The sequence below is a fragment of the Longibaculum muris genome (assembly GCF_004343035.1).
In the GTDB taxonomy this organism is placed as follows: Bacteria; Bacillota_I; Bacilli_A; order Erysipelotrichales; family Coprobacillaceae; genus Longibaculum; species Longibaculum muris.
The window spans coordinates 69956-87856 of sequence record NZ_SMCQ01000007.1 but is presented as its reverse complement, the minus strand read 5'-3'; the positions used below and the strand labels follow the sequence as shown (position 1 = coordinate 87856).

General features: G+C 30.0%; 22 protein-coding genes. 1 reads left to right on the top strand and 21 read right to left on the bottom strand.

The genetic code is table 11. The annotated features are described in order from the left end of the window. Positions 1–32: 32 nt before the first annotated feature. The 12 genes from EDD60_RS06910 to EDD60_RS06855 all read right to left on the bottom strand — a co-directional run bounded on the left by EDD60_RS06910 (position 33) and on the right by EDD60_RS06855 (position 7484). Positions 33–560, bottom strand: coding sequence for a hypothetical protein (locus EDD60_RS06910; protein WP_066448223.1), 528 nt, complete (start codon positions 558–560; stop codon positions 33–35). Positions 561–637: 77 nt separating this feature from the next. Further along, positions 638–1849, bottom strand: a complete 1212-nt coding sequence (locus EDD60_RS06905) for a bifunctional folylpolyglutamate synthase/dihydrofolate synthase (RefSeq protein WP_132226338.1) — start codon at positions 1847–1849, stop codon at positions 638–640. After that, positions 1849–2502: a uracil-DNA glycosylase gene (locus EDD60_RS06900; RefSeq protein WP_066448226.1), complete on the bottom strand. Its 654-nt coding sequence runs from the start codon at positions 2500–2502 to the stop codon at positions 1849–1851. Before EDD60_RS06900 ends, EDD60_RS06905 begins: the two co-directional genes overlap by 1 nt. Positions 2503–2504: 2 nt before the next feature. Then, positions 2505–3323 (bottom strand): Cof-type HAD-IIB family hydrolase, encoded by an 819-nt coding sequence (locus EDD60_RS06895; RefSeq protein WP_066448233.1) that lies wholly within the window; start codon positions 3321–3323, stop codon positions 2505–2507. Further along, positions 3313–4146, bottom strand: a complete 834-nt coding sequence (locus tag EDD60_RS06890) for a Cof-type HAD-IIB family hydrolase (RefSeq protein ID WP_066448236.1) — start codon at positions 4144–4146, stop codon at positions 3313–3315. The genes EDD60_RS06895 and EDD60_RS06890 overlap by 11 nt, the downstream gene beginning before the upstream one ends. 5 nt (positions 4147–4151) lie before the next feature. Then, positions 4152–4931, bottom strand: coding sequence for an alpha/beta hydrolase (locus tag EDD60_RS06885; protein ID WP_066448237.1), 780 nt, complete (start codon positions 4929–4931; stop codon positions 4152–4154). A gap of 40 nt (positions 4932–4971) precedes the next feature. After that, positions 4972–5265, bottom strand: coding sequence for an FtsB family cell division protein (locus EDD60_RS06880; RefSeq protein WP_066448240.1), 294 nt, complete (start codon positions 5263–5265; stop codon positions 4972–4974). Further along, positions 5226–5648: a spore cortex biosynthesis protein YabQ gene (gene yabQ / locus EDD60_RS06875; protein WP_066448242.1), complete on the bottom strand. Its 423-nt coding sequence runs from the start codon at positions 5646–5648 to the stop codon at positions 5226–5228. The genes EDD60_RS06880 and yabQ overlap by 40 nt, the downstream gene beginning before the upstream one ends. Continuing rightward, a complete protein-coding gene (yabP, locus tag EDD60_RS06870; RefSeq protein ID WP_066448245.1) occupies positions 5648–5941 on the bottom strand; it encodes a sporulation protein YabP in 294 nt (97 codons plus the stop codon). Before yabP ends, yabQ begins: the two co-directional genes overlap by 1 nt. Before the next feature lie 62 nt (positions 5942–6003). Next, complete coding sequence (locus EDD60_RS06865) at positions 6004–6276, bottom strand: RNA-binding S4 domain-containing protein (RefSeq protein ID WP_066448246.1); 273 nt, start codon at positions 6274–6276, stop codon at positions 6004–6006. Beyond that, positions 6267–6785 (bottom strand): AbrB/MazE/SpoVT family DNA-binding domain-containing protein, encoded by a 519-nt coding sequence (locus tag EDD60_RS06860; RefSeq protein ID WP_066448249.1) that lies wholly within the window; start codon positions 6783–6785, stop codon positions 6267–6269. Before EDD60_RS06860 ends, EDD60_RS06865 begins: the two co-directional genes overlap by 10 nt. 9 nt (positions 6786–6794) lie before the next feature. Further along, entirely contained in the window at positions 6795–7484 is a 690-nt protein-coding gene (locus EDD60_RS06855) for a glycerophosphodiester phosphodiesterase (protein WP_066448251.1), read from the bottom strand. 57 nt (positions 7485–7541) lie between these two features. Here EDD60_RS06855 and EDD60_RS06850 point away from each other — a divergent pair, with 57 nt between their 5' ends. Then, entirely contained in the window at positions 7542–8321 is a 780-nt protein-coding gene (locus EDD60_RS06850; protein ID WP_066448254.1) for a Cof-type HAD-IIB family hydrolase, read from the top strand. Between the two features lie 65 nt (positions 8322–8386). On the opposite strand, the gene EDD60_RS06845 is transcribed toward EDD60_RS06850, so the two are convergent. From EDD60_RS06845 to EDD60_RS06805, 9 genes are all read right to left on the bottom strand, one after another. Then, complete coding sequence (locus tag EDD60_RS06845) at positions 8387–10027, bottom strand: putative manganese-dependent inorganic diphosphatase (protein WP_066448256.1); 1641 nt, start codon at positions 10025–10027, stop codon at positions 8387–8389. A 15-nt stretch (positions 10028–10042) separates the two neighbouring features. Continuing rightward, positions 10043–10702, bottom strand: coding sequence for a helix-turn-helix transcriptional regulator (locus EDD60_RS06840; protein ID WP_066448262.1), 660 nt, complete (start codon positions 10700–10702; stop codon positions 10043–10045). A 120-nt stretch (positions 10703–10822) separates the two neighbouring features. After that, positions 10823–11215 (bottom strand): DUF2085 domain-containing protein, encoded by a 393-nt coding sequence (locus EDD60_RS06835; protein WP_066448265.1) that lies wholly within the window; start codon positions 11213–11215, stop codon positions 10823–10825. Then, on the bottom strand, positions 11199–11642 hold the full coding sequence (locus tag EDD60_RS06830; protein ID WP_066448268.1) for a zinc ribbon domain-containing protein: 444 nt from the start codon (positions 11640–11642) through the stop codon (positions 11199–11201). The genes EDD60_RS06835 and EDD60_RS06830 overlap by 17 nt, the downstream gene beginning before the upstream one ends. 54 nt (positions 11643–11696) lie before the next feature. Then, positions 11697–13634, bottom strand: coding sequence for a GGDEF and EAL domain-containing protein (locus EDD60_RS06825; protein ID WP_066448271.1), 1938 nt, complete (start codon positions 13632–13634; stop codon positions 11697–11699). A gap of 112 nt (positions 13635–13746) precedes the next feature. Continuing rightward, a complete protein-coding gene (locus EDD60_RS06820) occupies positions 13747–15024 on the bottom strand; it encodes a galactokinase (RefSeq protein ID WP_066448274.1) in 1278 nt (425 codons plus the stop codon). Next, entirely contained in the window at positions 15024–16037 is a 1014-nt protein-coding gene (locus EDD60_RS06815) for an aldose epimerase family protein (protein ID WP_066448285.1), read from the bottom strand. Before EDD60_RS06815 ends, EDD60_RS06820 begins: the two co-directional genes overlap by 1 nt. Before the next feature lie 3 nt (positions 16038–16040). Next, positions 16041–17531 carry a UDP-glucose--hexose-1-phosphate uridylyltransferase gene (locus EDD60_RS06810; RefSeq protein WP_066448292.1) on the bottom strand — a complete coding sequence of 497 codons (1491 nt, stop codon included), beginning with the start codon at positions 17529–17531 and terminating at the stop codon, positions 16041–16043. Between the two features lie 165 nt (positions 17532–17696). After that, positions 17697–17882, bottom strand: a complete 186-nt coding sequence (locus EDD60_RS06805; RefSeq protein ID WP_066448296.1) for a hypothetical protein — start codon at positions 17880–17882, stop codon at positions 17697–17699. Between the last annotated feature and the right edge of the window lie 19 nt (positions 17883–17901).

Below are 17901 nucleotides of genomic sequence, written 5' to 3'. Positions count from 1 at the left end.
ATATTGCCTTTTTTAATTCAGGAATTAAATCTTCACTCTAATTCTTTAACAAATAAAATACAATGCATATTATTTCCATAAGCATTAGGATGTATCCCCATAACCCTAAAACCATAATCTAATAACCAATAATAATCAACTCTTTGCGTTTTTAAAGATTCCAAAGCTTCAGCAATATTATCTATTCTTTGTCCATCAATATTAAAATCTAGAGAACTCATACCAGTTCTTAATGTTGTATAACCTTTAGATTTTGCATATTTTTCTGCAACATCAAATAAATCTTTAAGTTTGTGTTCTAGCTTAAAAACACCCTTATCATTAAAACCAGAACACTCTAATTCTAAAGATAAATATGCTTTCATTTCCCTAAACAGTGCCCATCCTAGAGGATTGCCATTCTCATCTGATAAATACCAACCAACTGTGCCAATACTTTCATCAATGTTTGTGAGTTGACCATAAGCATCTTCAAAAGTTGGCCACCATTCAGGTTTTATTCCATGCATAAGCTTGGCAACCACTTTTGCGTTTTCTTGATTAAGTTGAACTACTTTCATCCTTATCACTCTCCTTCTATAACCTATACTATATGAAAAAAAGACTATTCACAATGAATAGTCTCAAAATAAATATTTTATTTTTTTGCTTCTTCAATTAAATATTTACGAACACGTGAAATAAAATGTAATGAACCCGTAATCACAATATGTGTTTTCTTCACATAGGCAGCCTTTAAAGCTTCCATGAAACTATCCACAATAATCAATCCAGGTCGTGATTCAACATTTGATAAATCAATTGCACGTTCATCATTAAATGTTGTTAAATAAACAGTATATCCTTCCTTAAGCATCATATCTAACATTGGTGTAATGTCTTTATCTGTTAAACACGAAAAGATAATACTAATATCCTTCTCATTTTTTACTCGTAAAGTTTGTATCAATGCTTTGATTCCAGGTACATTATGTGCGCCATCGATTTCTACACTACGTTCATGATAAGGCAATGTTTCATAACGTCCTTTCCATGAGGCATTTTCAATCGCTGGAGTTGTAAGTGTTGAATCTAAGTGAATCAGCTTTGAAGCAATCGTTAAAGCAAGACGGGCATTTGTAACTTGATAAATTCCTTGATTTTCAAGCGTAAAAGCCATATCACGATAACGGAAATGGAAAGGATAACGAGAAACCTGATATTCTGGAACAACATACATCATAGCTCCTTGCGCATCACATTGTTCTTGTAAACGAGCTAAAATAGTCCCTTTTGTTTCACTGGTAATAAACATTTGATGAGGTTTAATAATACCCATCTTTTCATTAATAATATCATAGATGCTTTCACCTAATTGTTTTTGATGATCCATGCCAATATTTGTAATGACACTAATAATTGGATCAATAACATTTGTCTTATCATGCAATCCACCAATTCCTGTTTCAATGATACGATAATCCAAATCCAATGTTTCAAAATAAGCCAACATGATTAAAACATCAATTTCAAACATTGATAAGCCATCTTCTTCAATAACATCATAATACTTATTAATATAATACAACAAATCTTCATCACTTATAGGAACATCATCAACACGAATACGATCATTATGACAAATCAAATAAGGTGAAGTAAAAGTTCCTACTTTATATCCATGAGCATTTAAAATACTTCTTAAATAATTCACTGTTGAACCTTTTCCATTTGTTCCAGCAATATGAATCATATTCTTTTGTTTCATCGGAATACGACACTTATTTAAAGTTTCTCTAAATTCATCAATACTTCTTTTATTTCTTCTTGATTCAATATATGCAATAGCATCCTGTACATTTTCAAACATTATCGAATCCTCCAATCTATTGGTTCAATTCCCTGACTCTTTAAAAACGCATTCGTTCTAGAAAATGGCTTAGAGCCAAAGAACCCACGATAAGCAGATAAAGGTGAAGGATGAGGACTTGTAATCACATAATGCTTAGATTGATCAATCATCTTCGCCTTATCAATTGCCTGCCTTCCCCAAAGAATAAAAACCAGTGGCTTTTCTCTTTGATTCATCGCTTCAATAATATGATTTGTAAAGGTTTCCCAGCCTTTATCTTTATGCGAATTTGCACGATGAGCTTGAACAGTTAAAACCGTATTCAACAATAAAACACCTTGATGTGCCCAAGCGGACAAATCACCATGCTTAGGAATATCAATTCCAACATCATCATGTGCTTCTTTATAAACATTGACTAAACTTGGTGGAATTTGTACCCCACGTTCAACACTAAATGCCAATCCATTAGCCTGATGTTCTTCATGATAAGGATCTTGACCAATAATCACAACTTTAATATCATCATAATCTTTAAAATTAAAACAATGAAAAACCCGATTACGTGGTGGATAAATCGTGTGAGAGGCATATTCTTGATTCACAAAACTTTCTAACTGCTGATAATAAGGAAGTTTTCTTTCTTGATTAATCAGTGTCTTAAAATCCATAACTATAAAATAAACCTTTCAATAATCTCAGCAATGACACCTTCATTATTATCTGCTTGAGTTGTTATATCACAAACTTTTTTTACATCATCAACAGCATTTTGTGCAGCTACTGACAATCCTGCAACCTCTAACATAGGTAAATCATTATAATTATCCCCCACAGCAATACATTCAGAAATATCCACACCTAATATTTGAGCCAAATGTTTAAGTCCAGCTCCTTTATCAACACCAATCTTATTAAACTCCATATAACGATTAGATGAATAACTTACAGCACATTCACCTTCCCAAATATGTTTCATTTTTGGTTCTAAACTCATTAAATAAGGAACATCAGTATTTTGATACAAAATCTTAGAAATTGGTTCATCCTTTAAAAAATCAATCGAATTTTCTTCCATAATCACACATTCAACTTTTTGATCTTTAATTCTTTGTGCTTCAGACTTGGATAAATTAAAAACATAGACTGTATCTTTTGTATAAACATGTTGACAAACATCACATTGTAACCCATATTCAAAAATTTCTTTTGTTTTTTCAAAAGACAATCCTTCAAAATAAATCAATTGATTATTCTTATTCTCAGTTAAAGCCCCACCATTAAAAGAAATCACATACTCTTGAGCCTCATCATAAAGCCCTAAAGTCTTTAAATCATGTTGAATGGACATAAATCCACGCCCTGTCGCAGGAACAAATTTCACACCTTTTTCCTTAGCTTTTAAAATCAAATCAATATTTCTTTGACAAATTGCATGCTGATCATTTAAAAGCGTTTCATCCATATCACTCGCAATAATCTTATAAGCCATCCATCTGCCCTCCTTCAACAAATTTCTCAATAACCTCAGCAACTGCCCCTTGATCATAATCAGCCTTCGTTACATAATTAGACATTGCCTGAATATCTTCTGTTGCACTTGAGACACATACGCCAAGTCCTGCAGCTTTGATCATTGATGTATCATTATAATTATCTCCAATCGCAATTGTTTCTTGAATATCCATATGTAAATAATCAGCTAACCACTTTAAAGCCGCCCCTTTGCTGACTCCAATAGGATTAAATTCTAAATAACGGTATGAAGAATAACTTACAGCCAATCTTCCTTCAACATGTGATTGAATTTGTTTTTCAATTCCCTTTAAATAATCCATATCTCTTTTTTCATATAACAATTTTGCAATATGATCATCCTTTAAGAAGTCCATATTGTATTCATCAATAACTTCAAAACGGGCCTTTTGAACCGTCTTTCTTTCAACTTCATCAGGATCAGCATTAAAAATATAACAACAATCCAAAGTAAAAATCATCACACATACATCAAAATTCTTACCCATTTCAAACATTTCTTTAGCTAAATCAAAAGGTAATCCTTGAAAAGAAAGAATCTTCGCATCTTTATTTTCAACAATCAAACCACCATTAAAACAAATTGAATATTCATCTTCTTTTTGGTAGTTATCAATTTCCTGCAAGATTTCCCCAATCATGTTAAAGGCACGACCTGTTGCCGGAACAAATTTAACCCCTTTCTCTTTTGCTTTGAAAATAGCTTCTTGATTTACTTTAGGAACATGGTGATTCACCAATAAAGTTTCATCTAAATCTGATAATATCATCTTATACATTTTCTTCACCCCTCATATAAAAATTCCATAAATAATGGTACACGTTGACGCCATTCACTTTCATTGTGCTTAGCCCCTTCAAAATAATGATACGCTAAATTTTCCATTTTGTCTTTTAATAAACTATAAATCATATTATTACTTTCAATATACCATTCATCCATTAACTCACTTCCACAGCCTTCAAATTCACCCAAATCAAAATAAAAGCGATTTTCCGGTGGATACTCATGACTATCAATAACTTCTTCAAACTCATCTAAATAAAACCAATAAGCCGTTGATAAAGCCGCACACTTACGAAAAACCTCAGGATAAGCCAAAGCTGCATAAGCACTAATTACACCACCCATTGAACTTCCAACAATGCCAGTATCATCTTTCATTGTACGAAAACGTCTATCAATGTAAGGCTTTAATTCATGAATCATCCATTTTACATATTTATCTCCTTCACCACCAATGATTTTTCCCTTCATTCCAGTCTCCTGAAAAGATAATTCTTCACTAATTGGCCAAGGTCCATATTCATCCATACGTTTAAAATCATTAAAATTACATGGTATTGCTACCATGATTATATCTAGATGCATCAATTGCACATATTCCAAAAAACCCCAACTGACACCACTATAAGATGGACGATCAAAGAACGCATTTTGTCCATCTTGAATATACAAAACAGGATAACGTTTATCACTATGATAGTAATCCTCTGGTAAATAAACCGTAATCTTACGATCTCTTTTTAATTCTTCTATACGCATACGAAACGATACATTCATACTGTCCCTCCTTATACAACACAAAAAAATAAGCGTTAGCTTATTTCTTAGTGTCAGGCAATTTTACAACTTCTTCTCCATCTTTAGGAAAAATATATTGATCTCTGGCATATCGAGCAGCATAATCATCATCATTTAAAAGTTTCACTTCTTCAGATAACGATTTCTTTTCCTTTTCAAGTCCCACTTTTCTTTCTTCTAAACGTGCTAATTCTTGCTTTCTTCCAACTACACGATAAGCATTCACACATAAAGTGTAAATTAAAACAGCAGAAATCACTAAATAAATGAGTCCTAAGAATTTTTTATATCTTGGTTCTTTTTTCTTCGCCATTTTAATTTCACCTTCTTTACTCTTTTTTGTATTATAACATTAATATAACGAAAAAAGAAGCGAAAAGGTGCGATAATTCGTTTCAAAAGCAAAACAAATTTCTCTAAATAATATAAAAGTGAAAAAGCATAATACTTTTGATAAAATAAATATCCAATAAATACCAAAACAAAGAAATATAATCTTAAGATTCCATCATTAAGTATTACTAATCCATAAAAATAAAGAATCCCAAAAAAACATCCAATAATAACCTGAAACAAATAACGAATAAAAGCAGGAACAACATATAAAAAGCGATTCATGATATGATAAACACCACTCATCACAAAACCAAATAAAAAAGAATAAAATAAACACTGAAACTGAACTAATAAAGTCATTATTTCAATAATTTATTAAACATTTTATCTTTTTGATGTGGTTTTTTCTTATCAGAAACATAACTCATACTATCAATATTTCCTTTAATACTCACTTCATTTTGGTCTTGATCTAAACGCACTAAAGTCAAATCACTCCCCGTAATATTTAAATAACCTAAAGAAGTCTCAATCAAAAACTCATAAGAATCAAAGCTTTCAATCTTTTTCACTCCTGTTAACTCAAGTGTCTTACGATCTTTTAAGCATATATGATGATAAGGTGTTTGTTCAAAATGTAAACTATTATCCATATTTTTACCTCCTAAGCTATCCTATGATAGAAACAATAAAAATATGCAAAAAGAAAAGAAGTCTAATCACTATAAACTTCTTCTTTCCTCTTTTCTTCAAGAATTTCATATAACATTGAACTATCATCTTTTAAAACATGTTCACGTAATTCTTTGACTTTGACTGTTAAAATACTACGACCAAATTCCACTTCAATCACATCACCAATCTTTAATTTTGTTGATGGTTTAGCAATTTTACCATTTACTTTTACACGTGAAGATTCACTAATTTCTTTGGATAACGTTCTTCTTTTAATAATTCTTGAAACCTTTAAAAACTTATCTAAACGCATGATTCTATCTCCTGTTCAATAACGTCCTTTATAAATTCTAATAAAGTTTCATCCATTGTATAATATGGGGTTTGTCTTGTCAACATCAATAAAGCCCCAACACTTTCAGCTTCTTGTGAAAGTGGATAGATTGTCACTTTTTCTTCTTGACCAAAGAAATCCATCATCACTTCAATTTGTTTTTCTTGATTTTCAATCAATAATACCAAATCTTTAGGAAGGCGTTTTCTTTGATATTTAGCTAATCCATCAGCTGAACAAATCACAATGCTTTCTTTATCACAAATCATAAAAGTATTATGATATTTGTTATAGAGACCTTCCAATAACATTTGTGTACTATTGCTTATTTTATGCACCATTGAAAACTTGGTTAAAATAATTTTTTCATCTTCCAAAGAAAAAGCAATGCTTTCTCCTTCTTTCATCATTAATTGTTTTCTTATTTCTTTAGGAATAACAATTCTTCCTAATTCATCAATTCTTCTCACCATGCCAGTTGTTTTCATCTTTGTACCTCACTTAAAATATTCGTTTGATATTATTATGTCCACTCCCAAATCAATTAAACGTTGATATTCTTTTAAATTTGGAACTGTCCATGTCGCAATAAAAATATTTTGATTTTTTAATGTTTTGATATGTTCTTGGGTTAGAAAATTATATCGTGGATGAAAGGCTTTTAAATCATGTTCAATGAGCTCTTGATATTTCTTTTTATAGTGAAATTCCATTAAATATCCAACATAAACATGAGGATCAATTTCTCGCATTTTTAAAAGTGATGGTAAATAGAAAGATGAATAATAGACTTTATCTTCAACTTTTAATCTTTTTACCAACTGATAAACTTTTTCTTCAATATCCTGATAATGAATAACATCTGTCTTTAATTCAATATTCACTATAAAATCCTTATCCTGAATAAACCTCAACAATTCTTCTAAAGTTGGAATATCATAATGCCCATAACTCTTATAACAATAATTATATTGTCTTAACTCTTGAATTGTTAAATCCTTTACATAGCCTTTCCCCGTACTGGTTCGATTAATTTTCTCATCATGAATTAAAACCAAGACTCCATCCTTGGTTAAATGAACATCCGTTTCTACCCCATCAAAACCTTTTTCATAGGCCTTAATAAAAGCCTCCATTGTATTTTCTGGATATTTTACACTATAGCCTCTATGAGCTAAATTTTTCATGTCCTTCCCCTCACTTTATGCTATAATGATTATACTATGATTTTGGAGGTATCTCAAATGATTAAAGCAATCTTTTTTGATATTGATGGGACATTACTATCACATCGTACACGCACAATACCTCAATCCACTCAAATCGCTTTAAAACGTTTGAGAGAAAGAGGGATTTATACCTTTATTGCGACAGGACGTCATATATCTGAAATGAAGGATCTTCCTTTAGATAATTTAGAATTTGATGGCTATATTACATTAAATGGACAATATTGTTATAACAAGAATGAAGTGATTTATGATTTACCAATCGATCAACAAGATATTCACAACATTATTCAATTGATTGAAAATGATTCTTTTCCTTGTATCTTTGTAGAAAAAGAATTAATGTATATCAATTATCACAATCAAGCTGTTCAAATTGTTCAAGATGCAATTTCTACACCATTACCTGATATCAATGATTTAAAACGTGGCTATGATAATCCCATCTATCAAGTTATTCCTTATGATATCACCCAAGATGATGAGGCAAAAATTTTAGAAGCTATGCCTCATTGTAAAAAAACACGCTGGCATGATTTAGCAATTGATGTTATTCCTTCACAAGGTGGAAAGCAAAATGGAATTTTAAAAGTCTTAGACTATTATAATATTTCCATTGATGAAACAATGGCTTTTGGTGATGGGCATAATGATATTGATATGTTTGAATTGGTTAAAATTGCTGTTGCCATGGGAAATGCTTCTCAGGAAGTCAAAGATGCAGCTGATGAAACCACTAATGATATAGATGACGATGGGATTTATCATTGTTTAAAAAAACATCATCTTATTTAAGCATGATATTTTCTTATAAAAAGACAAATAGGTTATACCATAATACAGTATAACCTATTTTTTAATTATTGAGTTAAAGCTTCCGTAATAACTGGAACAACTTGTTTCTTACGAGAAATAACCCCTGGTAAACTTGCTTGCTGATCAACAAGTTCTACCTTAAAGGCATTTGCTACATAATCAGGACGAGGTCCAGCCACAAAAACTTCACTTGTTGCATTGATAACATCAGTCAACAATAACATTGTAAATTCCATGTGGTTTTCTCTAGCAACTTGATCCATATAAGCTAACATTTCAGCTTTATAAGGCGCAAATCCTTCAATATCCATTGTATTGACTTGTGCGACACCAGCTGATAAATCTCCAAAAGTAAACTTCTTGTAATCTTGATTAAAGATTTCTTCAACTGTTTTACCAGCTAATGAAGTTCCTGCTTTGAACATTTCCATTCCAAATTCTTGAATATCTACACCAGCAATTTGAGCTAACTCTCTAGCAATCTTTGTATCTGTAGGCGTACATGTAGGAGACTTAAACAACAAAGTATCACTAATAATAGCCCCTAACATAATACCCGCCATATCAGAAGGAATCTCCAATCCATGTTCCTTATAACATTTTGCAACAATTGTTGCTGTACATCCAACTGGTTCTGATCTAAATAAAACAGGTCCAATTGTTTGAATATCAGCAACTCTATGATGGTCTACAATCTCTAAAATTTCAGCTTCTTCAATACCATCAATAGCTTGGCTTCTTTCATTATGGTCAACTTGTACAACTTTCTTCTTCATACCATTTAAGACTTGGAAACGTGAAATAGAACCAACAACACGTCCCATAAAATCTAAAACAGGATAACTTCTAAAACGTGTTTCACTCATGACTTCTTTAACATAATCAACTGTATCATCAGTTGAAAAAGTCATTAAACCGCCTTTTTGCATAACATATTCAACTGGAATAGCTTGAATAATTTGTTGTGATGCCATAAATGTATTAAATGGTGTTGAAATCACACTAATATGTTCAGCTTCACACTTATCTAATAATTTTTTAGAAATCGCAAGTGATCCAGTTAAAATAATTAAAGAAACTTTTGCTTTAATCAAATGTTCAACCGCTTCATCACGATCACCACCAACAATTACAACATCATTTTCATTGACACGTTTCATGGCTTCTTCACCAGTCATAGCTGCAATATGTACTTCTCCCTTAATTGTTTTTAATTGTTTATCTAAGTATAAAATACTTGCATCCAATGTATCAATAACATTTTCAATTGGTGTATTTGCTGCTTTTAGGATTTGACTATCCCATTCATCCATATATCCTTCAATAATATTAGAAGTTGATAGTAGCCCTAACAATTGATTATGATCATCAGAAACTGGTGCACTCTTTAAATTTTGTTGTTTCATTAAAGACCATGCTGTTTTTAAAGTCAATTCTTTAGAAAAAACAGTAACTTTATCATAATCTAAATCTTCTACTTTTTGTTTCACAGTTTTTAATAAGACAGGGATTTCTAAATGAAATCTCTTTAAAATATATTCAGTTTCCTTATTAATTTCCCCTAATCTTACTGGTACTGCATTATAACGACCAATTTTAAACAAGAAATCAGCGTATGCGATTGCACTACAAATAGAATCACTATCAGGATTCTTATGCCCACTTACAAATACAATATCTTTCATAACATCTTACCCTTTCTACATTTTCTTTAAATATCGATAAATTGTTGGTTCACTGACAGCTAATTTTTCAGCAACCAAAACAATTGCTCCCTTAACTTTAAAAGTTCCTTTTTCCTGTAAATACTTAACAACCTTTATTTTTTCTTCAACATTCAATCTTTCTACTAAGAAATAGCTAGGAAATCCCATTTGTTCTAAACATTCCTTAATATATAAATCAATCATTTCATCCAATGGTGAAGATAAAATCTCAATTGGATTATCTAATTTAAACTCAACATCTTTACTTTCTTTAATCCCTAATATTTTCTTAAGCGTTGTCTCTAAATATTCATAATCAGAAATATTAACATTAACACATAACATTCCAATTGGTAATTCTCTACCATCTTCTTTGATAAAATAAGTTGCTGAACGTAATAACTTCCCATCTGGTCCGGTTGTTTTATAGTTCATTACATAATCATGATCTTTATATTGTTTGGTTTCTAAATAATGGATTGATAAATTAGAAAGCTTTGCCCCTACTTCTCTACCAGAAATATGACTATTAGCAATAGCTACAATCTCTTGTTCTTGAGAAGTTAAATCATGCAAGGCAATTTCAACATTATCACCTAAAGCTTCACCTAAAAAATCAACCAATTTTCCATATGGCTCTAATTGCTTATACATGTCTTTCGCCTCCGAATGACATTATACACTATATTTTATAAAAGTCCTAGTCTTTTTTATCATGATAATAACTGATAATTTTTTACTATCATAAGATATTCCCAGCTAAAAAGAAAAGGTCTATCCACTTTTCTCCGACCTCATTTTAGATGTTATATCTTCATCCAAATATAAAAATAAACGAGTCATCCAAGCAGCTAAACCAATTCCAAAAAGTCCTCCAGTGATTGCTCTTTTCAAATTAGTACTTATCACAGCAAAAAATGTTTGTAGGCTCCCATCAACAATCATAGGAATCATACATATAACAATCAGCATATAAGGCATGCGAACTTGTCGACGATAAAAAATCACCATACAAATTGCAAAGAATATCAAAATAAAAGTACAACGATAACATAATGGAAAACAAAATCCACCAATATGTGGTGCTCTTGAAGCAATTCCATTACATAGTGGTATTTCTCCAAAATGACTCAATCGTTCAATAATAAACTTAATCAATTGATTCATAAGGTATTGTTTCTACAACCGCATTATAATAACCATTAAACTCAAGATCTTCTTCAGAATCAGTGGCTATACTACCAATTGCTGCAAACATACAGCAAAGTGATATAACATACAAAACAACCCCAACAATTAAACCTTTTAAACAAGATTTAGCTTTAGCTGGATATTCATTTTTCCATACAATATATAAAATTAATCCAACGATTGGAATAAAGAATGATAAAACAGCAAAACCAGCACTAGGTGCATCATCTGCTTTAACATTAGAATTGTTATAGCTTTGATTATATGGTTGATTATAAGGATTATCTTGAAGTGGCTGATATCCCTGGTCTGTTTGTGTTTGTCCTAAATCTATAGGCGCTCCACAATACGGACAAAACTTCACCTCATCATTAATTTCTTTTCCACATTGATGACAATACATAATATCCCCTCCTATAAAAGTATTGTACTAAATTTTTTAAAAAAAGTATAGTCTTTAAATGGGATTATTCTTTTGATATGACAACAAAAATTTTTCTACATCTTTATCACTCATAGGTTTGGCATAATAATAACCTTGAATTTGATTAATTTGAAACTTTTCCATCATATCCTTTTGTTCAACTGTTTCAATCCCTTCAGCAATAATATTCATCCCTAATTCCTGAAAAGCTGATGAAATATGTTGAATTGCAAGTGATGATTGATGACTTTCCATTGCAGCATAAACAAGACTCTTATCCAATTTAACAGTCTTAAAAGGAATATTAATCACTGTCGTTAAATTAGAATAACCTGTACCAAAATCATCTAATCCCAAATAAATGCCATGTTTCATCATTTCTAAAGCAAATTCATTAACAACTTGACTGCTTTTTGCTAGTGTGCTTTCTGTAAATTCTATTTCAATTGAAGATAAAGGAATATGATATTGATTAATAATCTGTAAGACTTTTTCACTTAAATCAGGTTGTGAGAATTGAATAGCAGAAAAGTTAATATGAATCAGTTTATGTTCTATACCTAATTTTTGTAGATCATTTATAAATTGACATACTTTTTTTATGATGACATATGTGATTTCAATAATCAAACCTGTTTCTTCAGCAATTGGAATAAATTCAGCTGGTGACAAACTTCCAAGTGGTGTATGGTTTAAACGCATCAAAGATTCTAAATGAATAAATTGTTGTGTCTTTAAATCATAAATAGGTTGATAATACATTTCAAAACTTTCATCTTCTAATTTTTCTTTAAGTATTTGAATAATCTGATTCTTTCTTTCTAATTGTCCTAACATCTTTTGATCACAATAACAGATTTCTTCCTCTTGGTTTACTTTTGCACGATTTATTGCATATTCAATCGCATTAATGATTTGTTCAATTGTTTGTAAATGATCCAAATGACGAACAGCTCCAATCACATGCGATAAATAAATACGATAATCATTGACTTTCCAAGAATGTTTCATTCGTTTTTGAATGACTTCTACACATTTTTTCATTTCAGCTTCATTAACATGTGTAAACAATAAAGCAAATTCATCACCATTAAAACGATATACATTTTGTTTAGGACCAATATGATTCAAAAAACTACTCACTTCTTTTAAAAATGCATCTCCTATAGGTTGTCCATAAGTATTATTGATTTGTCGGAAATTACGTAAAGAAATAACCATTAAAACAAAATCTTGTTCTGGATTTCGACGTAACATAATATCTAACATACTTAATAATTCTTGACGATTGGGTAAGGAAGTTAGATAGTCTAAAGAAATTTGTTTGTTTTGTAAATGTAAATATATAATTAATAAAGCACAAGTTGCTGCAGAACCTGATAAAATTACATTTGGATAGATTTGTTGAATAATAATAACAACAACTGCTAAAATAGGAAAAGTGGAAAGAATACGATGAATTGTTTTATCCATATGTTTCATATTTTTTAAGGTCACAATAATACTTGCTATGCAATAAGCATAAAAAATAATATATGTGCTAGAAATTCCTATTCCTCGCGTATATCCTAATGAAGTTATACTAAACAAATAATGATTCCAAGGATTGATCATAACTAAGACAACATAAAAAACTGCTGGAACAAAAGCTATAATCATCACTTTTCTTAATTCCTTATTATCATGATAAATGACTGAAACAGTATATAAAAAATACGACAATCCCATTAATGGAGTTAATATAAAATAAATACTTGTCACAATCCATGTTAAAAAACATGGAATTTGTTGATAATGATAAATCATTGTTGTTGATAAAATATTTGAAAGAATTGCACAAAAACTCATCACCAGACATCCTTGAAAGGTTCTATTTTTCAAAGTTGGTAAATGACTTCCCTTTCTTGCATAGACCCAAATAATTGCCAAAATAACCAATGAAATATATTCTGCTACAATATTCCATTTCAATGTTTTCACCCTCTTTATCCCAATAAACTGTTATCACAACATTATCATAACATAGTTCAAATCAATTGTCCTACTTTTCCTAAATAATTAAAAAAGAACTCCCTTAGGAGTTCTATAAAACCTTCATTCCGCCATACTTTCTCACTTTTAGAATATGACAAGAACCAATGCCAAAATATTTTTCAATTTCAGCTTTATAATTTTCTACAAATTCATCCTTCACAAAAGCCTGAATCGTTCCAGCAAATCCTCCACCATGAACTCTACATACTCCTTGTGAGCCTAAAATTTCTTCTGATAGAGCCAAAGCAATAGAAACTGCTTGTTGATCAGTATAATTATTTGAATAGATATTTTGTAAATATTTAAATGAACTTTCTCCTGATGCTTTTATAACTTTCTTAAATGCATCAAAATCACCATTATATAAAGCACTAACAGCTTTTTCAACCCTTTTATTTTCTTCAAAAAGATGAATTGTTCTTAAAACAGCACGGTCATTTGTTGCTTTTCTAACTTCTGGTAATTGAGCATAGAAATCTTGTTCACTGACATCTCTTAAAAATTCTTTACCAAAGAATTTTGCAACTTGTTTCATTTCATAAGGAATGGATGCATAATCATTAGTTAAATCAGCATGTGATGCATGCACATCAACAATACATAAACTATGTTTAAATTCAGGAAAATCAACATCAATCTTATTAACTACTGGATGATCATTATCTTTAAAATCAATATGAATTAAACTTCCAACTGAACAAGCACATTGATCCATTAATCCACAAGGTTTACCAAAATAAACATTTTCACTATATTGTCCAACTTGAGCAATTGTCACTGGATCAATAGACATTTCATTATATAAACCAGATAAAACAGTTCCTACCATGACTTCAAAAGCCGCTGATGAAGATAAACCAGAGCCTTGTAAAACTTCACTTGTCATATAAGCATTAAAACCACCAATCTTAAATCCTAATTCTTGGTATCTTGCTAAAACACCTCTTATTAGACCTTCTGATGTTTCAATTTCTTCATCTCTTTTTGTTAAATCATTTATTTCAATTGCTTGAATATCATAATCATCTGATAAGATTTTTACTGCTTTATCATCCTTAGCAACAATCCCAATTATATCTAGATTAATTGCGGCTGCTAAAACTTCACCATGTTGATGATCTGTATGATTTCCACAAACTTCACTTCTTCCTGGCGTACTATAGATTTCAATATCTTGATCACCATATAAAGATATGAACTTTTCAATCGCTTTGACATATCTTTGTTTTTGATTTTCTACTAAACTTTCATCAACATAGACTTCTTTTAAAAGTGCATTATATTGATTATCTTGAATTTCTTTAATAACTAAACTTGCTTTTTTCATTATTTCTTTACCTCAAATCGATATGATGTCATCTCATCATATGTTTCACCTTTCCTTAAAATTGTTGATGGATTTTTTTCAATATGAATCGCATCAGGTAAGTTTTGTGTTTCTATACACACAGCATCTCTTTCATAATAATGTTGTCCATATTTACCTAAACGACCATCTAAATAGTTTGCTGTATATATTTGAGCTCCTGGTAATGTTGTTGAAACAGTTAAACATCTTCCAGTTGCTGGATGTTGTAAAATCACTTGATTTTCTTTTGCAGTAAAAATAAATGGATGATCAAAACCTTTTCCTAGAGTTAATTGTTCATCTTCTTGAACGATATGATTTCCAATATATCCTGCTTCATTAAAATCAAATGGTGTATCTTTGACTTCACGCATCATACCAGTTGGTAAACCATCTTGGTCAATACAAGCAAAACAATCAGCTTTTACAGTTAAAAGATGATTATAAATATTTTCTTTTTTACCTGATAAATTAAAGTAAGAATGGTTAGTAATATTAATAATAGTATCTTGATCACAAGTTGCGAGATATCTTACTTTTAAAGTATCTCCATCTAACTGATAGATAGCTTTAAAATCTAAGTTACCTGGATAACCTTCTTCACCATCTTTAGATAGATAATGAAATTCTATTGTCTTTTCATCTTTGATTTCATAATCAAAGATTTGATAACTAAAGCCTTTTATTCCACCATGTAAATGATTAGGTCCATTATTAATAGCTAAATGATAGTCAACCCCATTTAAAGTAAATTCACCTTTACCTATACGATTAGCAATTCTTCCAACTAAGGCACCTAAATAAGCATCCAATGTTTGATATTGTTTAAAATTATCATATCCCAAAACAACATCATCAACATTTCCATCTTTATCTTTCATTAATACTTTGATAATTGTACAACCAAAATTAGAAACAACAACTTCTAATTGATCATTTTTCATTGAAATCAAATCAATATGATCATCAACTCTTTCAATAACTTTAATCATCCCTTATTCCTCCATAGATTCAACAAAATGAATAAAACTATCAATACCCTCATCATTCATTTTAAAGACTCCTGCATCCTCTAATACATTAACAAATTTCTTTGTTAGTGCTAACGATAAGATATCATCAACATTTTCATTTGTAATTTCATTTTCTGCTTTTAATTCTTCATACCATAATTGATGTTTCAATAAAACATCATAATCTTCAATTTTCTTTTCTTGAATTAAACAATCACGTAATAAAGATAATTCATCTTTTAAACGAGCTGGTAAAACAGCTAATCCCATAACTTCAATTAAACCAATATTTTCTTTTTTAATATGATGTAAATTTTGATGTGGATGGAAGATACCATCTGGATATTCTTCACTTGTACGATTGTTTCTTAAAACAAGGTCCATTTGATATTCGTTATTTTTCATTCTAGCAATTGGAGTTATTGTATTATGTGGGATATCATCTGTATGTGATAGGATATTTAATGCTTTATCTGAATAATTTTTCCATTTTGCTAATAAGTCATCAGCAAATTGAATAATTTCTGCTTTATTTGAAGAAGTAACTCTAATTGTTGATAAAGGCCATTTGATAACTTCTATTTTTAAGTCTGGATATTTATTTAAATAGTTTGTTTTTAATATTTTAGCTCCTTCAATTGGAAAAGTATAACGCCCCCCTTGGAAATGATCATGAGTTAAGATAGAACCACCAACAATTGGTAAATCAGCATTAGAACCTAACATATAATGTGGGAACATATCCAAAAAAGAAAGTAAATGAGTAAAGGTATCATGATTAATAACCATTGGACGATGTTCTTCATTAAAGACAATACAATGTTCATTATAATAAACATAAGGAGAATATTGTAAATAATAACGTTGTTCATCTAAATCAAGTGGAATAATACGATGGGTTTGTCTTGCTGCACGATTTAAATCCCCACTGAATCCAACGTTTTCTTTACATAGTAAACATTTTGGATAACCACTTGATTTGATTAATTTTGCTTTAGCAATTTCTTTTGGATCTTTTTCTGGTTTAGAAAGATTAATTGTGATTTCTATTTCTCCATATTGATAATATTTTTTAAAACGAATATTTTTATCAGTTCTACTTTTACGAATATAATTAGATGCTATAGAAAGATCATAGAAGTAATCTGTAGCCTTTTGACAATCCTTTTGATATAAATCATTAAATGTTTCAACAACTTCACTAGGACGAGGCATTAAACAATTCATAATACGTGTATCAAAAAGGTCTTTAGCTGTTATGTTATCTTCAATAAGATTTTCTTTAACTGCATAATCTAGCATATTATCTAGAATAGGTGTACACTCTTTTAAATCTTCCTCAATATCTTCTTTTTCAAATGTATCCAAATGAAACAAATCCAATAATAAATTCACTGCATAATCTTCATCTTCAACTTTTAACATTTTATGATTAAACCCAAAATGAATAAGTCTATTAATTTCATGATTCATAATTTTCCTCCTATCTTTTCTATCTTTATTCTATCACAATGCGATTGATTGTCAAATATTTTTTACTAAATATATTCAATTTATTTACTAATACATTAATAAATATTTAGTAAATAAATTAGGCAATAAAAAAACAATGAATGTTACTATACAATCATTGTTTTTTTATTCTTTATGATATGGGTCTTGGTCATTTAAAGCAGAATCAATGAGTTTAATCATTTCTAAGGCACTTCTAAAGTTTTCTTCTTTTTTACCTTCAATCCACTGTATACTTCCTTGCCAAGTATCATTTTGTGTTTCTTTAATGTTAATTATAAAATTGTTATTTTTATGACTCATCTGTTTCATCTATAACCACCTACCAGCC